20 protein-coding genes and 2 tRNA genes are annotated in these 20,421 nt (G+C 64.6%); 8 read left to right on the top strand and 14 right to left on the bottom strand.

The window, feature by feature from the left end; translation table 11 throughout:
* The first annotated feature begins 131 nt into the window (after positions 1–131).
* Genes QSK15_RS06815 through QSK15_RS06800 form a run of 4 tightly spaced genes read left to right on the top strand, consistent with a single transcriptional unit; the run spans position 132 to position 5,462 of the window.
* Positions 132–1,565, top strand: coding sequence for an N-6 DNA methylase (locus tag QSK15_RS06815; protein WP_285793391.1), 1,434 nt, complete (start codon positions 132–134; stop codon positions 1,563–1,565).
* Positions 1,562–3,088 (top strand): restriction endonuclease subunit S, encoded by a 1,527-nt coding sequence (locus tag QSK15_RS06810; RefSeq protein ID WP_285793390.1) that lies wholly within the window; start codon positions 1,562–1,564, stop codon positions 3,086–3,088. The genes QSK15_RS06815 and QSK15_RS06810 overlap by 4 nt, the downstream gene beginning before the upstream one ends.
* On the top strand, positions 3,085–4,656 hold the full coding sequence (locus QSK15_RS06805) for an AAA family ATPase (RefSeq protein WP_285793389.1): 1,572 nt from the start codon (positions 3,085–3,087) through the stop codon (positions 4,654–4,656). The genes QSK15_RS06810 and QSK15_RS06805 overlap by 4 nt, the downstream gene beginning before the upstream one ends.
* Positions 4,653–5,462, top strand: coding sequence for an HNH endonuclease family protein (locus QSK15_RS06800; protein WP_285793388.1), 810 nt, complete (start codon positions 4,653–4,655; stop codon positions 5,460–5,462). The genes QSK15_RS06805 and QSK15_RS06800 overlap by 4 nt, the downstream gene beginning before the upstream one ends.
* A 343-nt stretch (positions 5,463–5,805) precedes the next feature.
* Here QSK15_RS06800 and QSK15_RS06795 read toward each other — a convergent pair whose 3' ends face one another.
* From QSK15_RS06795 to amcA, 11 genes are all read right to left on the bottom strand, one after another.
* Positions 5,806–7,278 (bottom strand): tyrosine-type recombinase/integrase, encoded by a 1,473-nt coding sequence (locus QSK15_RS06795; protein ID WP_285793387.1) that lies wholly within the window; start codon positions 7,276–7,278, stop codon positions 5,806–5,808.
* Positions 7,275–7,685 (bottom strand): hypothetical protein, encoded by a 411-nt coding sequence (locus QSK15_RS06790; RefSeq protein ID WP_285793386.1) that lies wholly within the window; start codon positions 7,683–7,685, stop codon positions 7,275–7,277. The genes QSK15_RS06795 and QSK15_RS06790 overlap by 4 nt, the downstream gene beginning before the upstream one ends.
* Positions 7,660–8,583: a DUF2637 domain-containing protein gene (locus QSK15_RS06785; protein WP_285793385.1), complete on the bottom strand. Its 924-nt coding sequence runs from the start codon at positions 8,581–8,583 to the stop codon at positions 7,660–7,662. The genes QSK15_RS06790 and QSK15_RS06785 overlap by 26 nt, the downstream gene beginning before the upstream one ends.
* Before the next feature lie 380 nt (positions 8,584–8,963).
* On the bottom strand, positions 8,964–9,851 hold the full coding sequence (locus QSK15_RS06780) for a replication-relaxation family protein (protein ID WP_285793384.1): 888 nt from the start codon (positions 9,849–9,851) through the stop codon (positions 8,964–8,966).
* Between the two features lie 1,142 nt (positions 9,852–10,993).
* Positions 10,994–11,152, bottom strand: a complete 159-nt coding sequence (locus tag QSK15_RS06775) for a GNAT family N-acetyltransferase (RefSeq protein WP_285793383.1) — start codon at positions 11,150–11,152, stop codon at positions 10,994–10,996.
* A gap of 93 nt (positions 11,153–11,245) precedes the next feature.
* Positions 11,246–11,698, bottom strand: a complete 453-nt coding sequence (locus QSK15_RS06770; RefSeq protein WP_285793382.1) for a SitI3 family protein — start codon at positions 11,696–11,698, stop codon at positions 11,246–11,248.
* A gap of 10 nt (positions 11,699–11,708) precedes the next feature.
* Positions 11,709–12,107 carry a CdiA C-terminal domain-containing protein gene (locus tag QSK15_RS06765; protein WP_285794346.1) on the bottom strand — a complete coding sequence of 133 codons (399 nt, stop codon included), beginning with the start codon at positions 12,105–12,107 and terminating at the stop codon, positions 11,709–11,711.
* 158 nt (positions 12,108–12,265) lie between these two features.
* A complete protein-coding gene (locus QSK15_RS06760) occupies positions 12,266–12,784 on the bottom strand; it encodes a DUF6244 family protein (protein WP_285793381.1) in 519 nt (172 codons plus the stop codon).
* Between the two features lie 98 nt (positions 12,785–12,882).
* Entirely contained in the window at positions 12,883–13,092 is a 210-nt protein-coding gene (locus tag QSK15_RS06755; protein ID WP_285793380.1) for a hypothetical protein, read from the bottom strand.
* A 41-nt stretch (positions 13,093–13,133) separates the two neighbouring features.
* A complete protein-coding gene (locus tag QSK15_RS06750; protein ID WP_285793379.1) occupies positions 13,134–13,451 on the bottom strand; it encodes a hypothetical protein in 318 nt (105 codons plus the stop codon).
* The gene (amcA, locus tag QSK15_RS06745) at positions 13,451–13,597 is read right to left on the bottom strand and encodes a multiple cyclophane-containing RiPP AmcA (RefSeq protein ID WP_285793378.1); all 147 of its coding nucleotides are present in this window, start codon (positions 13,595–13,597) and stop codon (positions 13,451–13,453) included. Before amcA ends, QSK15_RS06750 begins: the two co-directional genes overlap by 1 nt.
* Before the next feature lie 280 nt (positions 13,598–13,877).
* Here amcA and QSK15_RS06740 point away from each other — a divergent pair, with 280 nt between their 5' ends.
* Entirely contained in the window at positions 13,878–15,041 is a 1,164-nt protein-coding gene (locus QSK15_RS06740; protein ID WP_285793377.1) for a helix-turn-helix transcriptional regulator, read from the top strand.
* 10 nt (positions 15,042–15,051) lie between these two features.
* Complete coding sequence (locus QSK15_RS06735) at positions 15,052–15,792, top strand: 5-formyltetrahydrofolate cyclo-ligase (RefSeq protein ID WP_285793376.1); 741 nt, start codon at positions 15,052–15,054, stop codon at positions 15,790–15,792.
* A gap of 157 nt (positions 15,793–15,949) precedes the next feature.
* On the opposite strand, the gene QSK15_RS06730 is transcribed toward QSK15_RS06735, so the two are convergent.
* Positions 15,950–16,627, bottom strand: a complete 678-nt coding sequence (locus tag QSK15_RS06730; protein WP_285793375.1) for a recombinase family protein — start codon at positions 16,625–16,627, stop codon at positions 15,950–15,952.
* Between the two features lie 533 nt (positions 16,628–17,160).
* Positions 17,161–17,236: transfer RNA gene (locus QSK15_RS06725), tRNA-Lys, on the bottom strand.
* Between the two features lie 188 nt (positions 17,237–17,424).
* Between QSK15_RS06725 and QSK15_RS06720 the strand changes: the two genes are divergently transcribed.
* The gene (locus tag QSK15_RS06720; RefSeq protein ID WP_285793374.1) at positions 17,425–18,687 is read left to right on the top strand and encodes a L,D-transpeptidase; all 1,263 of its coding nucleotides are present in this window, start codon (positions 17,425–17,427) and stop codon (positions 18,685–18,687) included.
* A 248-nt stretch (positions 18,688–18,935) separates the two neighbouring features.
* Complete coding sequence (locus QSK15_RS06715; RefSeq protein WP_285793373.1) at positions 18,936–20,228, top strand: L,D-transpeptidase; 1,293 nt, start codon at positions 18,936–18,938, stop codon at positions 20,226–20,228.
* Positions 20,229–20,339: 111 nt separating this feature from the next.
* On the opposite strand, the gene QSK15_RS06710 is transcribed toward QSK15_RS06715, so the two are convergent.
* Positions 20,340–20,415: transfer RNA gene (locus tag QSK15_RS06710), tRNA-His, on the bottom strand.
* Positions 20,416–20,421 lie beyond the last annotated feature (6 nt).

The raw sequence follows: 20,421 nt of genomic DNA, 5'->3' as shown, positions 1-20,421 counted from the left end.
GCTCGGCTAACAAGCACCGAGCGACGGCGAGCAGCTCGTGCTCCCAGCGGTCGAGACCTGAGGCTAGGTACTGTCTCAGCCTTTGCGTAGGCTCTGGGAGCAACTGCCAGGTGAAGGATAGGACGTCGACCTTGCGAGCCGAGACTAGAGACAGCGTCAACAAGGTGTGGGCGCTCTGTAACGCGCTTAAGGATGACGGCGTCACTTTCCACCAGTATCTTGTAGAGCTTTCGTACCTCCTGTTCCTGAAGCTTGCCGCCGAGTTGAAGGTCGAGCACAAGCTGCCGCATGGTTGCAGGTGGAGCGCCCTAACAGAATGCCCTGAAAGCCTCCTTCTGGAACGTTATGGAGCTCTGCTTCGCTCGCTTGCGACATCAGACTCCGAGGTCGTTTGCAGAATCTTTTCCCAGAGTCGCACCTCCATAAAGAAGGCCAAGACCCTTAGAGTACTCATTCAAGGCATCGACCGTTTCGCTTGGTACGAGATCTCTCGCGAAGGACTAGGCGACCTCTACGAAGGTCTCCTCGAAAAGAACGCGAACGAGAAGCGATCGGGTGCTGGGCAGTATTTCACACCCCGATTACTGATCGACAGCATCGTCCGAGTGATGAAACCCTCCCTGAGGGACGTAATTCAAGATCCAGCCGCAGGCACGGCAGGATTTCTTGTCTCAGCCGGAAACTATATTCGAGCGAATAACGATGCATGGTCCGACGTCTCCGAAAAAGAGCTTTCGGCCATCTTTCACGGAGTCGAACATGTTGACGACACGTACTCGCTTGCCCTGATGAACCTCTTCTTGCATGGCCTCGTGAACGATGACTCGGTTGGCCTAGTATATGGAGACACGCTATCGAGCGCAGGTAAGGACCTTCCGCCGGCGACTCTCATCTTGAGCAACCCTCCTTTCGGAACGAAGCGGGGCGGCGGTCTTCCAGATCGGGACGATCTCCCCTTCCCAACCAGCAATAAGCAGCTCTGCTTCGTTCAGCACATTATTTCAGCGCTTGCACCTGGGGGTCGGGCGGCAATTGTGGTGCCCGACAACGTCCTATACGAAGAGACGGTGGGTCTCAACGTTCGCAGGTATATGATGGATTCCTGCGACCTTCACACCATGCTTCGCCTGCCACCAGGGCTCTTTTATGCAGCTTCGGTGAAGACACATGTGCTTTTCATCACCAAGAATGATGGAGGCAGCTTTCAAGGCACTAAGGACCTCTGGTTGTATGACCTCCGAGGGCACGGTCACGGACGCAGCAAATCTGAAGGCCTCACTGAAGAGACGCTGCGAGCCTTCGAGCATGCCTATGGGAACGACCCGAAGGTCGGCCCCGAAGCCCGACGCACAAGACTAGACTCCCTTAACGACTCATATCAAGTGTTCTCGCGTGCAGAGATCAGGGAGCGCGGAGACAACCTCTCGCTAGTCATAGACGCAGAACGTACCCCCGAGTCACCGGAGGATCTCGAGGAGGCTCTACAAGTTCTCGAGAAGAGCCTCGAAGTAAGCATGTCCGCGTTCCGAGAACTCAGCGATATGGTCCGAAAGGGACCGGCGTGAACGAACTACCGCCATCGTCGCGCCCTATCAAACTCGGTGAATGCGTATACGTGGCGACTCGGTCCAAGGCGGAACCGTCGGAGATCGCTGGCGAAGCATGGTTGCTGGAGCTTGAGGACATCGAACGGGACACCGGCCGACTCTTGCAGCGCGTGACTAAAGCTGAACGAGCACCTAAGAGCGAGAAGACACGGTTCTTTGCAGGCGACATCCTGTACGGCAAGCTTCGCCCATACCTAAACAAGGTTATCCAAGCAACGGACGACGGATACTGCTCTACCGAGATTGTGCCGCTTCGAGCCCCTCACGCCCTCGACAGTAAATACATCTACTACTGGATGCAACATCCAACTTTCCGAGACTACGCAAATGTTGCGAGTCAAGGAACCAATATGCCCAGGGTTAGTCCTGCGAGGCTTCGCGACGCCCCCTTCCTATTCGCCTCGACCCAACGGCAGCGCTTCATCACCGACTACTTAGATGACGTCTTTCTCCGCATCGAAGCCATTCGTAACGCTGTGGCGCAAATTCCGGGCACCCTAGATATGATCTGGGCTCACCTCGCTGAGCGGACCTTTGATGAGCTTTCCGAACGAGGACCGACGGTACGGCTAAAAGATGTCGTCACGCGAGCGAACTACGGGACCAGCAAGAAGTCTTCCAGGGAGGGCAAGGTTCCAGTCCTTAGGATGGGCAACCTCCAAGACGGCGAGATTGACTGGTCCGATTTGGTTTACAGCTCCGACGACGCAGAGATCGACAAATACAGCCTGAATGAGGGCGACCTCCTCTTCAATCGCACGAATAGCCCTGAGCTCGTAGGAAAAACGGCTGTCTTTCGAGGCAGTCGCAACGCGGTATTCGCTGGTTACTTGATTCGTCTACAGCTCGCGGACCACGTGCTCCCTGAGTATGTCTCCGTTTTGCTCAACTCGCCCCTAGGGCGCGCCTACTGCCGGAACGTCAAGGTAGATGGTCTCAGTCAGTCGAACATCAATCTGAGAAACCTACTCGATTTTCGATTTACCCTGCCCAGTGTCGGTAGGCAGGAAGCCGTCGTGAACAGGCTGATGGCGGCTAAGGGGCACGTCAGGCACCTCCGGCAGGCCGGGATGGAAATTCTCGAGGGCCTTCCCAATGTACGCGATATCGCCTTACAACGAGCTTTTGCCGAGTTGCAGTCATCACGCAATGCGCTCGATGAGACAGACTCTTTGCTGCTCGAGGAAATCGAGGAGGAGGTGCGTTCAATGGCTCAGCGAGATGTGGTCGACGCTCGCGAACGTCGTAACCGGCCGAAGGTTGAACATCGACGTCTGCTAAGTCGCGGAGAAATTTCCAGGGACCATTTGAGTCAACTGATCCAGAGCGAAGACGGCCTTAGACCCATAGATCTATGGGAGGAGTCGAGGCTAAACATCGATGACTTCTACGATCAACTTCGTGACGAGGTCATTGCCGGCCTTATCGTGGAACTTCGCTCTGATGATGATGAGTCGGAGCGAAGGTTGGTGCGACGGTGAAAATCCTCAGCTTGAGCCTGCCCCGCTATCGGAACTTGCGAGACTTTGTAATCGACTTCGACGAGGAGCAGTCGACAACTGCGCTTATTGGCGGGAATGGCACGGGCAAGTCACACCTTATCGAAGCGATTGTGGAAATATTCCGAGATCTGGAGACTGCAGACGCCTCAGCCTTTCCGTACCGGATTCTATATACGTGTCGAGGGCAAACCGTAGAGGTCTCTAATGACCCATCAAAGACATCACGGCCTCTAACGATTAGCGTCAACGGCGAGCGGATTGCGCAGAAGCGATTCCGCGAGCAGGCGGCGCAACTTCTGCCCAGCTACGTTTTCGCCTACTATTCGGGATGGAGCGATCGCCTGGAAAGACAGTTCGACGAGCCGACACGTCGTCATTACGAAGCAGTGATGGATAGCGGGGGCGTTGGCCTACCGCTCAGACGTATGTTCTTCTGCCGCAAGGAATACAGTCAGTTAGTCTTGCTCGCCTTTTTCCTGGCGCCGCCTGACATCGCTCGCGTTGTCCTCGAGAAGTACCTAGCGATTGCTGACTTCGACTCCGCGCTATTCGTTCTTAAGCGTCCCTGGTGGTTCAATGGAAAACCGAATCGCGCCCAACTCGAGGATGGCGATCCCAGATTCTGGTATGCGCGCGGTGCGTTCCGCCCTTTCCTTGCCAAGCTGTGGAGCGAGTCATTAGCTCCCATTCGGGCCGAAGACCGTGTTGCACGGGACATACGGAAGCAGCCGGAGCAGTCGGAGCGTCAGTATCTATTCCTACGCGACCTGAATAGTCTTGCGCGGCTTCAACACTCGGGGGACGAGGTTAAAGAACTCTTTGGCCATCTAGAGAGCTTGTTTCTGTGCGATTTGATCGATGAAGTGCGAGTCGTAATTCGTCGAACTGATGGTCACCGCGTGAAGTTCGTCCAGATGAGCGAAGGTGAGCAGCAGTTCCTCACCGTTTTAGGGCTGATGTTGTTCACGAGGAACGACGAGTCGCTCTATCTCCTCGACGAGCCCGACACGCATCTTAATCCAATATGGACTTACGAATACCTGGGCCTATTGCAGGATACCATCCGGCAAGACAAGGGGCAGCTGCTTGTCGCGACCCATAACCCCCTTATGATCGGTGGCCTGGTACGTGAACAGGTGCGTCGCTTTAACCGTCAAGGCACGAGCCACGTCGCGATCGAGCCAGAATACGATCCTGTCAGCATGAGTATCGAGGGAGTTCTCCGCTCGGAGATGTACGGCCTTCGGTCAACCCTGAGTAAGCAGGTACTCGCACTCCTTGACGAGCAATACGCGCTTCTGGGGGAGGACCTTTCCGATCAAGGTAGGGCGCGCCTCAGCGAAGTATCCCGTGAGCTAAACGAGCTCGGCATCGCGCACACCTATCCTAACCCCTACTTTAACAGCTTCGCGGCTGCGTTGGCACGTCGGCGACAACCTGGTGCAGTGAGGCTTACCGAGGAGGAAATGAACGAACAAGCCGCCCTTTCGGATCAAATTCTTCGCGAGCTGGAACTGGAGGATACCGGAGATGAGGAGTCGGCTTGAGATACATTAAAATGCCCCCTCCCCCCTACCCGGAGTGGCTCGAGAAGGCGTCGGAGATTCTAGCTGAGTTGGACAAGGCGTCTAGCTCAGATGAGCGGCATAAGATTATCGATGATAACGCTGCTTTTTGGGGACAGTTAAAGCCTTGGTTACTCAAGCTGTCCCATGACAAGTGCTGGTTTTCAGAAGCCAAGGATTGCTTCAGCCACTGGGACGTCGAGCACTTTAGGCCGAAGAAGTCCGCTCGAGGGCTTAATGGAGAGACGGAAGAAGGATACTGGTGGCTAGCCTTCGACTGGCGGAACCTCCGAATCTGCGGTACGGCGGGAAACCGGAAGAAGGGCACGTTCTTCCCTGTGCGCGAACTGACACAGCGCGCGACACGAAATAGTGATCTACGCGCCGAGCAGTTCGACCTTCTCGATCCAGCGGACGAAGAAGATCCAGCCCTTCTGTTCTTTAACGTTTTTGGTGATGCCATAGTTGCTCCGCACGTCACAGACTTATGGGAGCGGCATCGGGTGGAATACTCTATAAAGCGTTACAACCTCAATTCTTTCGAGGCGCTTCGCACGAAGCGGCAACAGCGATGGTCCGAGTGTTGGGGCTACATCTGTGATTATCAAACCGAGCTGACGGCTTTCCAACGAGATCCGAGTAAGGTGATTGCTCGCGACCGCGCCAAGCGCCTGGCCGGAATGATCCGAGCAATGCTTGGAGAGGACCAGGAATTGTCAGCAGTTGCGCGCGCCTGCCTCCTCAGCGCCAATGACCCTCGTTTGGTCGGCTTCCTGCAGACCAAATAGAGCGGGCCGGCGCAACCTCCGGCCACCGCTACCGAGGTCACCGCTACCTTCGCCCCGCCGTTCGCGCTTGCGGCAGTTGGGATAGCCAGCGAATTGCGCTGGGCGGCGGATTTCAGAGCCACTCGGTCAAAAGTGGGTCGGGGCCTATATGAGAACTAGCCGTCGCCCAACGACGGCGGTGCAACATAGTCGCTTTTTGAATCCCACACTGCGTCGCCGTCCTGACAGGGCCGATCGCCGGGCTTGCCGCCGTACGGTCCTGATGCCTCGACAAGTTCATCGGCCAACGAGGCGGTGGACCTGGAAGTGCCGGCTGGCCCGCCGCGGTCGACAGCCTTCGGGTCTACGCCGTCCCCGTCGAGAGACGCCGTCGCGGGACGACCGATGCGGTTGCTTCGGCGGCGGCGTGGGACAGCTCCGGCAGGACGTCGCCGTAGAACTTAGCGGTGAAGTGGGGGCTGGAGTGGCGGAGCCGGTTGGAGATGACCTTCATCTGGACGCCAGCGGCGAGGCCCATGGTCGCGGCGCCATGCCGGAGATCATGCAGCCGGATGGGTGGAAGACCGGCCTGCGTGGCGAGGTGGTGGAAGTGGTCGGTGACGCTGGCAGGATGGAGCCGACCACCCGTGGGCGTGGTGAACACGAGCCCGGTAGTGGTCCAGGCAGCACCGGCGGCGAGGCGTTCGCGGTGTTGCCGGGTGCGGTGGGCGCGCAGCACCGCGACGGTCTCGGTGTCGAGGGCGACCGCAGCTTCGCTGTCGGTGGTTTTGGGGGTGTCGATGGTGGTGGCCCAGCCGTGTTGGACGAGTTGCCAGCGGACGGTGAGGGTGGCTGCGTCGAGGTCGAGGTCGTCCCAGTGCAGGCCGCAGGCTTCGCCTCGGCGGAGGCCGGTGAAGGTGATGAGGTGGTAAAGGGCATAGAGGCGGTCGTTGGCGTCGTGGGTGTGGTCGAGGAATCTGCCGGTGTGTTCGGGGGTCCAGATCATGACGGGGCTGGGGGTCTTGCCGGTGTCGCGCCAGGTGCGGACGCGCTGGTCGGTCCAGACGGTGGGCTTGGGTGGTCGGGCTATCGGTAGTTCGACCATGAGGGCGGGGTTGGTGTCGATGTAGCGGTGGCGGCGCATCGCGTCGTTGAGGGCCTTGCGCAGGGTGGCGTGGATGACGTGCAGGGTTCTGGGGCCGACGATCCGCTGGTTCTTGACCTGGTCGCGTTTCGCGGTGTTGCGGCTGGCGCGCAGGGTGGCGATGGTGGTGTTGCGCTGGGCGATGGCGTGGTACATGGCGTCGATGTGGCCGGGGCGGAGCCGGTCGATACGTAGGTGGCCGAGGTGCGGGATCAGGTACAGCCGGATATGTCCTTCGTAGGAGCGAAGAGTGCCGGTCTTGATGTTCTTGCGTCCGGCGAGCCAGTCGGTCAGGTATGCCTGCATGGTGGGCAGTCCGGTGGGGGTGATGTCCAGGTGCAGCGCCCGCCGGACCTGATCCGGGGTGGGGACGGGCGCATTGGTCTTGACGGCTGCCTCGATGAGGTCGCCTGCCTTGACGGTGGTGTGCGGGTCGGTGGGGTCGGGGACGGCGAGCGCAGCGCGGATGCGGTCCAGGACGGCGTCGGCCTCGGCCTGGGTGGCGTAGGGGCCGTGGCGCAGCGGGCGGCGGGTGCCGTCGGCGCGGGCAGGGATCTCGATCTGCCAGTGCCAGTGGCCGTGGGTGCGGGACCAGCCGCCGCCGGGCCGGCGAAGCTGGGGACAGGAACGTCCCAGTCGCCGGCCCGTGACGCTGTCGCGGCATCCGCAGCGTTTGAAGGTGGATCCCTTCACCCATCGTCTCCTGGATGCTCGGTACGTTGCCGCCAGCGGTGCCGGGTGGAATCCGCTGGTGGCGGGGTCGTTGCATCCACGCTCACCTTCGCGTCGGGATCAAGTCGCCGGTCGTTATGGGTCGGAGCAGGGTCGTCAACCAGCAGGAGCTGGAGGAGGCCGACGACGGGGACGATGATCCGGCTACCAGCCCGGATCAGCGGTATGGGGAACTGGTTGGTGGCGGCGAGCCGGTAGGCCTGGGATCGGCTGATCCCGATCACGGAGGCGGTGGTGGCCAGGGTGGTGGTCACGCCGAGGGCACGGATACGCTCGATCGTCCATACCTCCCCGACGCAGGGCGCGGTGGTGGTGCTTTCAGTCGTGGTGCGGGTTGTCTCGTCATCGTGATTCGTTGAGCTGTTCATGATCAGGGTTCTCCTGGCCGTGAGGTGGATGACTGTTCGGTAGGAGCGGGGTAATTTCGCCCGGGTCGACCGGCGCAGGGGTGACTGTTCCGCCATCGCTGCGCCGCTCCGGGGACAAAGGCGGTGGCGTCGGTTTGGTGGGCCCGACCGAGTCGACGGCCGTTACGGGTGCGGTCGGCGGCTCGGTCTTGAGGGTCTTGAGGAGTTCGGATACTCGGGTGTTGGAGACGGTGTGACCGGCGGCGCGGAGGGCTTCGGCGAGTGCAGCCCGGGTCAGTGCCTGTCCGTCCGCGGCGAGCCGGTCCCGCACCTTTCGCGCCGCCGGCAGGAGCTCGGCCACGTCGCCGGACGGCTGCGCGGACGGTCCCCGGTCCGCTCGCCGCTGCTGGTCCCGTCCGCCATGTCGGCGACGAGCATCCGGTGAGCGGACGGTCCGGGTCCGGGACCGCCGCTCCCCCGCCGTGACAGCAGTCCGCACCGTCTGATCCGGTCGGCTGCCCGGAACGGTCCGCCCGGCCTCGTCCCGTCGGCCGTCCCCAACCGTCCAGGCAGTGTCGGCGGGCGTGGCGGTGCTGGTCCGTCCGAGGGCGATCTTGACCATGACGAGGAACCCGAGCGCGGGTACGGCGGCGGCGACCCAGCCGATGACCGAGGGTTCGGCCTCGACGACCTGTGCTGCCAGGGACAGGGTGACGGCGCAGGCCAGCACGGTGGCCGGGAAGACGGTGGAGGTGTGGGTGCGTTTGCGGCGGCGCAGTTCCAGGCCGGAGGCGATGGACATCAGCTCCAGGACGATCGCGTCGGCCCAGGCCAGCCAGCCGGGTTGGCCGTGCGCGGCGGCTACGTTGTGGACGTGGGTGAAGCTGGCCGCTCCGGCTGCGCCGCCGATGGCCAGCATGATGACGACCTGGACGGCGCCCTCGACGCGACTGCCGCGTGGACTGGTGTCTGGGTCAGATATCGGTGCTGTCGTGGCCCATCACCTCCCCGACCCGGACAGGGGTTCCGGTCCGTCCGTCAGTCGCAGGAGGCGGGACCGGATGGCAGACCGACCCGGCTTCGGACAACAGTCGGGACGGGGACCGGACACCGGTCGCGGACCGCCCGACGCGGACGCCGGACCGAGAAGTGGTCCGCCGCTGTGAGAGCGGACGGCTGGTGCTCTCACGGATCTGTCAGCGCCGACCGCGCTGCTCACGACAGATCCGTGACAGACGCCGAACCTTGCTGTCCGATCCGAAGCGGAGGTACTGTCCACGGCCGTCGTGCCGTCGCCGATCACGCGGCCTCACCCGCCCGGCTGGAAGCGTCAACGGCATACCCGGCCAGATCCGCCAGCCGCAGCCGCTGCCCTTCCCCGCCGGCCACGGCCCACACCGCCTCTGCCGGGCCGAGGCCGGCCGTTGCGGCGTGGTCGCGGGCCCCGGTGGCGACCGGCACCGACAGCGGCAGGTCGGCCAGCGCGCGGCGTAGGTTGCGCTCTCGGGCGGCCGAGTGCAGCCAGAACAGCACCGGCCACGCCCGCTCGATCGTGCCGAACAGCTCCTGATAGCCGTCCACCTTGGCGGCGAGGATCGACAACTGCTCGGCGCCGGTGTCGTACTCGACGAAGAACGGCACCTCGACACCGTTCTCGACCCACCGGCCATATCCATCCGGGCGCACCCGCGGCTGATACGCCCGCACCAGCCCCGGATCCTGCCGGCTAGTGAACGTCCCGGCACGCTGGCACACCGCCTCCGGCAACCACTCCACCAAGCCAGTACCCGGGTGAGTGCGGGCGTGCCCGGCCAGGTCGGTGAAGAACCCGTTCACCCCGAGGCGGTGAGAGAGGCTGCGGGTCGAGGTCCAGCGCCGCCGCTCCACCCGGGCGTGGTCCCGCCGCGGTGGGCGATCGTCCCGGCTTGCCGCGACGACCTCGGCGCCGAGCTGGTCGATGACGTAGTGGTACGGGTACGAGCCGCCGTCGGCCCGCTGCGGCCGGAACCGAGCGACGAGGCGCAGCCGGTACAGGGTCCGCAGCCGCCGCTGACAGAAATCGAGGGACGGGAACAGGGCGGTCGCGAGCTGGAACGACGTCAGCACGCCGTGGTCGTACAACCAGCCCAGCAGCACACGGTCACGGCCGGTCAGCTGGGACTGGACCCGAAGGACCGGATCATCCACGGGCAATCACCTCCTGTCCGGGTACTGGTTGCCGGCCCCAGGGGGAGAGACCCGAGACCAGGCAGGGTCTGTCGCAGGACAAGTCGACGTCGCGGACAGACGGTCTGGCCTGCGGTGTGAGAGAAAAGAGGGGGTCTGTTCGGGGGTCCGGCTGAAGACTGACGTCAACGCTGACGCCAAGCCCGACCCTCGAACGGGGGCCAAGCTGGAAACTGTCACCGCCACCGGGCCGAATCCCGAGGCGATGCGGAAGTCGTGGAAAAACACGTTAGGTACTCCTTGTCGAAAGATCTGAACGGCGCCGTGGACCACGGCACTGGTGAAAAACGTGGAGGGCCATGTGCATCGCACTCGCACCGGAGTGAGGTTGGCCGGCGATGGTCGCCTGCCGGGTCGCGGGGGCGGCCCGGCAAGGTGGACGGCGGGGGAAGTCGCGCTGTTAATCACTGTTGAGGCGTCAACGAACACTCCGCGCAGCGCACGGAAAGACCCAAGACGGGTCAGGGCAGCAGTCATCGCCACGACCGTGACCGGCACGATCGTGGACACGAAGATGGACAGCGACGGGGACGCGAACCGGCGGGCTCAGATTCGCTTCCGGCAACCGGAGCAACTGTTTCGGACAGGGACACTTCCGCCGGTAACGCAGCACACCGCTGCGGCCGGACTGGCGTCGGCTCAACCCGCCGGGAGAAGATCCTTCATGGCGGTCCTCCTGTCACTCGGGCGGCACCCCAACGACCAGACCGGCGCACCAAGTCACAACGACGAGGAAAGGCCCTGACGGGCGCCCATCCTCGACCAGTCGGCCTGGCGAATCAGCTCGCCGCAAGGGAACGTTCTTCCAGTACCTCTCGACCAGACCGACGCTGTCAAGCAAGTCAACCCGACGATCGAAGCCCTCGGCACGGCCTCGACGGGGCACAGCGCCGGACCACCTTCGCCAGCCCGTCACCTGCCACAACGGTTCCCACTGTCCCCACGACCCGACCGTCCCAGCCGGCCGCGCCTAGTGAAGAGCCGGTTAATGTGGGTTGCTTTGACCGAAAGGTCGATCACTGTCTAGAGCACCTGGTGATGACGGACACAAAGTCTCGAGTTCGCCGACACCATTAGCCTCAGCCAGTCCAGGTTCTGAGAGTTCAGAGATCGTCCCACCAGTGCTCGGGCCATCCCCGACGCCGGCGGTTGGGGTCGGTCATCACGTCTTGCAGATAGATCTCGGCCGGATCATCCTGGCTCCGCGTTGCGACGGGGCAGCCGACGAGCTCACCGTCCAGGATGGCAATCGCACGGTCCATGCCGCTCGTGGGCGGCCGACGAAGTCCTTGCGTCTGCGGGCGCGTCAGGGCCGAGGCCCTTGCCAGTCGCGGAATAGGCAGGCCGCCGAGCCTTTACCGGCTGAGAAGATCGTCCCCGCCGTGAACGCCCCACCAGCTCAGTGCGTGCCGGCGCAGCGTTCCCGAGAAGCGGGTCAGTAGCAGCCAGTCGGCGTCGAGGATCAGCGCGGCGTCCTCCGGCCGCTCGTCTAGCACCCGGGCCACGGACGCGAGCATCTCCCGCGTCGCCCGGTCGGAGGATTCGTCCTTCCCCAGCCGGAAGCCGATGGTCACGTACCGCTCCGGTTCCCACTCCCACATCGAGCCGTCACCATCTTCGGCCTCGAAGTAGCCGTGGGATCCGGCGTGGATGCTCACCGTGTAACCACACCGATCGCTGAGGTCCGCACTCAACACCCGGGGCTTGCCATCTACCGCCGACTCCTCAACACCTTCCGGAGCGACGACACCGGCCAGCGCATCGAGAGGAATGTCGCCGGCCAGCGTCAAGCGGTACTCGGTCGCCATGGATAGCCCTTCAGTCTCGTCGCAGGATCTGGATTATCGCCCCGCTGCGCGTCACCGCCACCAGTTCCTTCAACCCTGCGATCGGCCAGTCGTCGAACTGCCTCTGCAACGCCGGGAGATCGCCACGCCAGTCGTGGAGGTTGACCACCACCCGTTGGGTCTGCTCGCTGGTGATCTTGTCGGATACCCCGCTCCACACGCCTCGCACGCTCTTCGCCGGCATCGGGGAGTAACAGTCGAAGACATGTCCCTCGATCAGGTAGTCGGGATCCTTACCCGCTTTCCCGGAATCACCGGTACCGAGCCGGGCATCAGCGACCTCCTGCCGGGTCGGGTTCTGGTGGAGCCGGTACCCCTCCGCAGCGACGGTATCGGCGCACCGGTTCTCCAGTTCCAGGGAGCGCCGCACGCGCGCGTCTTCCCTCGGAGGAATCCGGGTACGCCGACCGGTCGGCGAACCGCCCGGCTCTCCGGTCGGTTTGCGCGTCCACGCCGTCGTCACGCCCCTGCCGGGGGACGGTGTGGGAACCGAGGCAGGGCTGGTCGGTACGGCACCGCCAGCCCCGCTCAGTTTCCCAACTGTCGTGCCTCGGCGATCGCCGCGTCAACGGCCTGGCGGGTCGTGGCGGTGCGCTGAACCAGCAGGACAAGCACCTGTTTGACGCCCTCCAGAGCCTGCAGCAGCGGCCCCGGCTGCCCACCCTGCAAAACCCCGACGACAAGCTGCTGCGCCTCACCGACCTGGGTGACAGTGGCGGCCGTCTGGTCACGGATGCCGTCGACCGCACTCTGCAGCGGAGTCAGCCCGCTGATGGTCTCCCCCGGACTGGCCTGCTCCGGGACACCAGCGGCCACCTTCGTGGCATCACCGACAGCCCCGGTCAGACCACCCAGTCCACCCCGGACGGTGGCGATGGCTCCGCGCACCCGCGCCATACCGGCAGCGACCGCTGCGAACCCGGCACCCGCCGCGCGCAGCGCGATCTCCTGCGCCTGCTGATCAGCAGCGGCAGCCAGACCGTCTGCACGTTCGACCCCAGCGGCCAGCGTACGTAGCTCCGTAGTGATCTTCTCGACCTGCGACACGCTGCCGGATCCCTCCACCTGGCCACGAGAGCTCTCAGGAGGCTTGAACCTACCGGCACGGCACCGACGCCACCAGACGTCGCAGAGCAAGTACGCGATCAGCGGTCGCGGCCGAGAAGCATGTGCGGGTACCCCTTGTTGACCTGTTCGCCGAGCTCGATGCCGAGGGCGACGATGAACGCGTCCAAGCGTTGGATGGCGTCGCTCACGTCCTCGGCGTCGCCTTTGAAATCGAACTCGACGAAGCCACCCGCGTCCACGACGTGGTCGAGGACGATCTCGACGTCCGGCAGAGTCCAGGCCCGCACGGCGGTGAGAGGAATTAGCGATCAAGGCCGGTAGCGGTCAATCAGCGCGGGACGGCAGAGCCCGCTCTGGGATGGCGCCGGCCGGGCCAGCCGAGGAACCGGTCGAACAGGTCGCTGACCCCACGGGTGGTGCTCGGGTTGAGTCGATGCAGGTCGTCGATGGCCTCGTGCAGCAGGCCGGCCAGGTAGAGGAAGAGCCCGACCCGGTTGTCGCGGTACTCGGCGACCAAAGCGATCCGCGCCCGTCCGCAGGGCCAGGGCTGCCCGCAGCGCCGGCACAGCCAGAGCGGACGAAGCGGCGGATGCTCCGACGGGAGCAGCCGGTCTCCCTCCGGCACACCTGCTCCGGTGCCGGTCATCAGCGGTCGCGTTTCCGTGCCTGCTGCTCGAACACGAGCCGCCACACGTGCGTCAGCAGCGGCAGATCGACCGCGTCCGAGCGGACCGCCGCCGTCCTGGGAGCCAGTTCACCTGTGAAGGCGAACCGGGAGACATACACGGTCATGATCGACCTACCGCCGGGACAGTCACCACGGTCATCGGGTTCTCTCCACATCGCTGTCGGGGCTTCGAGGGCGCCGGGACGGGCGGGCAGTGAGGGCGGCGGCCTTGCCGTACCGCTGTGCCGTCGGCCGGCACCCGTCCCGGGCCATGCCCCTACGCAACCGTGGATCGGGGTAGGCCTCCAGCGCAGCAATGGCGCAGAACCGGCGCATCCCCGTTGCGCTGTGGCCGCTGAGCTGGATGAATGGATTCGAGAGCATCGGCTGCGGAAGGAGCGGCACGTGGCTGGCAAGCGGCACCGGCTCGCTCAGCGCCGGAAGGCCATCGGGCTGAGCCAGGAACGCTTGGCCGAGAAGCTCGGCGTCGATCGATCGACCGTCGTCCGGTGGGAGCGGGCGGAGACGGACCCGCAGCCCTGGCATCGCCCCCGTCTGGCCGCGACGCTGGGAGTGTCGGTCGAGGAACTGGCCGCTCTGCTGGCCGATGTGGGCCAGCCGCCGTCACCACCGAACGAACGGCTCGCATACGTCCTGCGCCATCCCCAGCGGGTCGACCTGGTCGCCGTGGCCTACCTGCGAGAACGTATTCAGCACCTAGACGAGCGCTACGACCACACGCCCTCGACGCTGCTGCTCGCCGACGCGGGACAGCTACACGGCCAGATGCTCTTCCTCCGCGAGCACGCCAACAGCGGGGCAGTTCGACGGGAGCTGTCGTTCGCCGTCGGCGAGTCCGCGACCCTGATGGGTCAGCTCGTCTGGGATGCCTCCCAGCGCCGTGACCACGCCGCCAGCGAGGCGTACTTCGACCAGGCGATCAACGCCGCCCGCGTAACCCGAGACGTCGTCACCGAAGGCAACGCGCTGCTACGACAAAGCTTCCTTGCCCTCTACGGAACCAAGCAGCCCGCCACGGGCCTAGCGCTCACCAGCAGAGCCGCCCAGGTCAGCCGCGGAGACAGTCACGTCATCACCGGTCTCGCCCACCTGCACCGCGCCGAGGCACACGCGATTCTCGGCCAGGACCGTGCGTGTTCCGACGCGCTGAGCATGGCCGAGACGCACCTCAGCACAGCCGACAGGGATGATCCCGCCGGTGTCCTTTTCGCTCCCAGTCAGTACGCACGGCTCGAAGGATCCTGCTGGCTGTTTTTGAACAAGCCCGACAAGGCCATCACCGCGTTGCAGACCGCCCAGAAGCTCAGCGAGACTCAGCAGAAATCCACGGCGGTGATCCTTGGAAACCTTGCCCTGGCCAGCATCCTCCGCCGGGACATCGAGGCCGCCACCTCGTACCTGCACCAGGCAATCGATGTGATCGAGTCGACCCGCGCAGGCGGTGGCCTCAACCTGGCCTTCACCGCCGCACGGCAGCTGAGCCCGTGGCGCGCCGAACCGGCCGTCCAGGACGTCAACGACCGGCTTCTCACCCTCATGACCAGATAGGAAACGCAGCGTGACCAACCCCCGTGACCTCGACTACGCCAAGCACGCCGCCCGCCAGCACGTCTGGGATCTGCTCGAGCGTGACAACGCCGCCCCGTCAGGCGTCCACGGCCACATCCCCGACTTCGTCGGCAAGGAACAAGCCGCAGCCCGCCTGGCCGAACACGACCAGTGGAAAAACGCCAGCGTCATCAAATGCAACCCCGACCGGGCCCAGCTACCCGTTCGCCTGCGGGCCCTACATGAAGGCAAGCTGCTCTACATGGCGGTGCCGAAACTCGCCACCGCCAAACCGTTCTACCTCCTCGACCCCGCGACCCTCACCGCCCCCTTCGACATCGCCGCCACCAGCACCGGCGCCGCCGACGTCGCTCCGCTGGTCGAGCCGCAGGAGATGCGCCCGGTGGATCTCGTCGTCTGCGGAAGCGTCGCCATCGGCCGACACGACGGCGTACGCATCGGCAAAGGCGCCGGCTACTCCGACCTCGAGCTGGCCCTCCTCAGCGACGCCGGCCTCATCACCGACAACACCACAATCGCGACCACGGTTCACGACCTCCAGCTCGTCGGCGACGCTCTGCCGTACGACGAGCACGACTTCAGCGTCGACCTGGCGATCACCCCAACCGGAGCTCTCGCCTTCACGCCGACCCGGCCGCGGCCAGCCGGCATTCTGCCCGGCAAAGTCCGGCCCGAGCAGTTTCGGGCCATTCCCGCCCTCGCCCAGGCGACCCGGCATAAGGACCGCTGAGACGAAGCGATCGGCACCACTCCGGCCCCGGACCAGTTCACATCCACCTACAAAAAGATCCATTCGGCCGGCAGGGCAGGCGGAAGGTGGGTCAACGGGTGACGCGCAGTCGGCTCACGGCTACCAGCCACCCCCCATGATCCACCGATGCACCCCTTCAAGCCTCTCCCGTGAGTCTCGAGAGATGCACAGCTTGATCATCCAGGCAATCGAGGAGAAGCCGCCGGTACTGCCGAGCGTCCTGCGTGCGCAGCAGACGTGAGACGTGCGAGGGATACCAGCGTTCACCGCCACCCGGGGTCGGCACCCCATTCTCATTCAATAGCTCTGCGATATCGACTTGGCGGACGCCCAGCAGGGACTTCTCGACCACTGTCCGAAGCACGTCGTCCTTACAGCGCCTGGGGCGTCCGAGCCGTATGCCGATCGAACGGGCCTCGGCGAGGCCTTCTATGGTTCGTGCAGAGCGCAGGCCGCTGCTGCCTACGTTGTCGGCCTGATCGTCAAGCATGTCATCGAGGATTTCCAGCGCCCAGCCGAACTCGATGGAGTGACGTCTGAGCCCTGCCGTGATGAAGTTGGTTGGGCCGAGCCGGTCCCACCGCGTGACGAACAGTGCTTGAGCAGCACCCATCTCCAATCGCCTCAAGGCTTCCGGTAGTCGCACCGGGTGTTCGGCCGCCTCATCGCGGATCGTCCACACGAGTTCGTACGGCACGGGAAGCTGGCGGGCGACGACTGCCCGGCGAATCGCTGCAGCCTGCGCGCTCAAGACCGCAGCGGACTCCTCCGGCAAAGAGCGTACGTAAGCAAGAACCGGCACCGTTCGGCGCATCGGATCACGGTACGCGCTCCCCCGCGTTGACGTCACGGTGCACCACCCGTACGTCGGAACAGGCTGACCAGCAACGCAAGTACTCGAAAGGCATCGTTGCGTCGCTGCCGCTGAGGGTGCAGCACGGCCACCGCGGCTGCCAAGGCGGCCAGCGCCAGGAAGACACCCAAGACGATAGCTAGCAGGGAGCCACCCGGCAGGTCCCCCAAGATCATATTGCCCTCCCTCTCGTCGTGAAAGAAGAGAGGGAGACCGACGTGGACGACCGAATACAGACTCGCCGGGCGATGGTCCGTTCCCACTAAACGATCGCGTCTTCCTTGCACCCAAGAGCGAACAGAACCGACATAACTGGCCTACAGGGTCCTGCCGAGCCACGCCGCCGACCGCCGACGGCTCGCGTAGCCGCACCGTCCCACCAACGCCACCCTGGTCCAACGGCTCCCGAGCACCCACCGAGCCACTACCACCGGCCAGCGGACACGAAAAAGGCCCCGACCCAGTGAGAACCACCAGGTCAAGGCCTTGATCGTTGGTGCGCCGCCAGGGACTCGAACCCCGAACCCGCGGATTAAGAGTCCGCTGCTCTGCCAGTTGAGCTAGCGGCGCTCGTTCGGCAACGGAGAGAAGATTAGCACCCGGTCGAGCCGGGCTCCAATCCGGTTACCCGGCTCCCCCCTTCGGTCGAGCTTACCGGGCATATGGCTACAAAGGCACCCGCGTACGAAAGTCCGGGGCGTGGGTGGCGGCGCTGATACGGCACGATGTCCGCCAGGTACGCGAGAACAGAGGTGGGGATGGCACGGTTCACGCGAGCCGGGGCGGTGGTGGGCGCTCTGGCCCTGGCAGCGTCGCTGGCACTGGCCGGGTGCGGCGGCGACGAGAAGAAGCCGGAATTCGTTGGTGGGGCGTCCTCGGACGCGAGCGCCGCCCCTGATTCAGCCGCGCCGTCGGCGCCGAGCGCACCGAGCGGCCCGCCGCTCACCCTGAGCCCGGCGGACGGCACGAAGAACCGGCCGGTCAGCACGGAGATCAGCGCGAAGCTCCCGGGTGGCGGGAAGGTGTCCGCGGTGACCCTGACGGCGGACGGTGGTGGCACGGTCGAGGGCAAGCTGCGTACCGATGGTTCGTCCTGGGTGCCGTCCGCCCCGCTGAAGTGGGGCACCCGCTACACGGCCACGGTGACGGCGAGCACGCCGGACGGCACGAGCAGCCAGGGCACCAGCAGCTTCACCACGATGGCCAAGCCGAAGTCGACGATCGGTTCGGGCCTGTACCTCTTCGACGACAAGAGTTACGGGGTGGCCATGCCCGTGGTCACCGAGTTCCACCCGGGCATCCCGAAGAAGGACCGCGCAGCGGTGCAGAAGCGGATGTTCGTCAAGACCGACCCGCCGCAGCCGGGCGCCTGGCACTGGGTCAGCAACGGTACGCAGGCCTACTACCGGGCCCCCGAGTACTGGAAGCCCGGCACCACGATCACCGTGCGGATCGCCCTGGCCGGCATCCCGCTGAGCAACGGCCGGTACGGCGACATCGACCGCAAGGCCACCGCCAAGATCGGCCGGTCGTTCGAGATGAAGGTCGACAACGCCAACAAGAAGATGACGGTGTACGAGAACGGCGCGCCGGTGCGCACCATCCCGGTGAGCCTGGGCAAGAAGAGCACGCCGTCGTCGAGCGGCACGATGGTGGTGATGGAGAAGAAGGAAGCCACCGTCTTCGACACCCGGGACGACCCGGATCCGGCCAACCGTTACGTGACCGACATCCAGTTCGCCCAGCGGCTCACCTGGGGTGGCGAGTACATCCATGCCGCGCCCTGGTCGGAGCACGTGCAGGGCCGGCGGAACGTCTCGCACGGCTGCGTGAATGTGTCGATGGCGAACGCCCGGTGGTTGTTCGACAAGACCCGGATCGGTGACCCGATCACGATCAAGGGGACCGAGCGCAGGATCGCCGCCGGCAACGGTTGGACGGCGTGGAGCCTGAGCTGGTCGGAGTTCATCAAGGGCAGCGCGTTGCCGGTGCCCAGTGGTGGAGCCGGTCCGGCGATCTGAGGCGTCGGCTCGTTACGCCGGCTCTGCCGTTGGCGGGGCCGGCGTACCCTTGCACTCCCGCCGTGCGAGGCCGGCGCGGCGACCCCGTGATCCCCGTTACGGAGACGAGCCAGACTCACGAAACGCCGAATAGTAGCAGAATTCGGGCACTATTGATGGCGTGTTTCGGTTCACCCTCGGCAACCAGGGCCGGCTCTGGCGCGTCAGTAGGAGACGATGGGGCAGCGACCACGACTGTGAGGGAATTCATGCGAGCTAGCCAGGACCAGCTGATCAGGCCCGGTGGGCGACGCCGCGTGTTCGCGGCGGGGCTTCTCGCCGTGGCGCTGGCCTTCACCTCCGCCTGCACCGACGGCGACGGCGGCAAGCCGTCCTCGTGGCACGGTGGTGGCGAGAACACGGCACCGAAGGCCGCGGCGACGATCAGTGAGCCGGCGGCCGACGCCAAGGACGTGCCGGCGTCCACCGCCATCACCTTCACCACCAAGGACGCCGTGGAGACCGCTGTCGAGCTGAAGGACTCCGCCGGCAAGACGGTCGAGGGCACCCTCGCCAAGGACGGCACGTCGTGGCTGCCGGCCGGCGCGCTGGCGTACGGCACGAGCTACACGGCGACCGTGACCGCCACCGGTGACGACGGGCGTCCGGCCACCGCGACCAGCACCTTCACCACCATGGCCAAGCCCGGCAACCAGGTTCGGGTGAGCAGCTTCCTCGGTGACAACCAGGTGGTCGGGGTGGGCATGCCACTGATCGTGAAGTTCAGCCGGAACATTCCGGAGGACTACCGCGACGACGTGCAGCGCCGGATGACGGTCACCTCGACCCCGGCGCAGGAGGGGATCTGGCACTGGGTCAGCCCCACCGAGATCCGGTACCGGCCGAAGGAGTTCTGGAAGCCCAACAGCAAGGTCTCCTACCGGGTGCAGGCGGGTGGCCTGCCGATGGGTGCGGGTTGGTACGGCCGCGCCGACCTCTCGGTGGACATCAAGATCGGCGCGGCGGTGGTCATGACGGTCGACAACAAGACCAAGCGGATGACGGTGACCCGCAACGGCTCGGTGATCAAGACCATCCCGGTCAGCCTGGGCAAGAAGAGCACCCCGTCGTCCAGCGGCACCATGGTCGTGATCGAGAAGCTGCGCAAGACGGTCTTCGACACGTTCGAGGAGCTGGGCCCGGAGGAGGGCTACCGCACCAAGATTGACTTCGCGCAGCGCCTCACCTGGGGCGGCGAGTTCATCCACGCGGCACCCTGGTCCGAAGGGCAGCAGGGCAGCGTGAACGTGTCACACGGCTGCGTGAACGTGTCGATGGCCAACGGCGACTGGCTCTTCAAGAACACCCAGATCGGTGACCCGATCACGGTCAAGGGCACCGAGCGCAAGCTCCAGAACGGCAACGGCTGGACCGACTGGAACATGAGCTGGGACGAGTACGTCAAGGGCAGTGCCATTCCGTACGAGCCCCCGGCCGACCCGGACACCACCACCCCGAGCCCGGACACGACGAGCACCCCGTCCGCCACGCCGACCGCCTGAGCCACCCGAAAAGGCCCCCTCTTCGGAGGGGGCCTTTTCGTGGCTGCCCCTGTCTGGCCCATGAAACGACTCAGGCCCCCTCCGGAGAGGGGGCCTGAGCGGTGAAACCAGTGGGGTGACTGATGGGAATTGAACCCACGACAACCGGGACCACAACCCGGTGCTCTGCCAACTGAGCTACAGCCACCATGCC

The organism is Micromonospora sp. NBRC 107095 (assembly GCF_030269705.1).
Classification (GTDB): domain Bacteria; phylum Actinomycetota; class Actinomycetes; order Mycobacteriales; family Micromonosporaceae; genus Micromonospora; species Micromonospora parva.
This window is presented reverse-complemented; position numbering and strand designations above follow the sequence as displayed.

Coding starts and splice junctions, on each gene's coding strand:
- QSK15_RS06720 (WP_285793374.1), top strand. CDS start 17,425: ATGGCACGGTTCACGCGAGCCGGGGCGGTGGTGGGCGCTCTGGCCCTG.
- QSK15_RS06790 (WP_285793386.1), bottom strand. CDS start 7,685: ATGAACAGCTCAACGAATCACGATGACGAGACAACCCGCACCACGACT.
- QSK15_RS06775 (WP_285793383.1), bottom strand. CDS start 11,152: ATGGACCGTGCGATTGCCATCCTGGACGGTGAGCTCGTCGGCTGCCCC.
- amcA (WP_285793378.1), bottom strand. CDS start 13,597: ATGACCGTGTATGTCTCCCGGTTCGCCTTCACAGGTGAACTGGCTCCC.
- QSK15_RS06770 (WP_285793382.1), bottom strand. CDS start 11,698: ATGGCGACCGAGTACCGCTTGACGCTGGCCGGCGACATTCCTCTCGAT.
- QSK15_RS06785 (WP_285793385.1), bottom strand. CDS start 8,583: ATGCTGGCCATCGGCGGCGCAGCCGGAGCGGCCAGCTTCACCCACGTC.
- QSK15_RS06730 (WP_285793375.1), bottom strand. CDS start 16,627: ATGCGCCGAACGGTGCCGGTTCTTGCTTACGTACGCTCTTTGCCGGAG.
- QSK15_RS06715 (WP_285793373.1), top strand. CDS start 18,936: ATGCGAGCTAGCCAGGACCAGCTGATCAGGCCCGGTGGGCGACGCCGC.
- QSK15_RS06750 (WP_285793379.1), bottom strand. CDS start 13,451: ATGACCGGCACCGGAGCAGGTGTGCCGGAGGGAGACCGGCTGCTCCCG.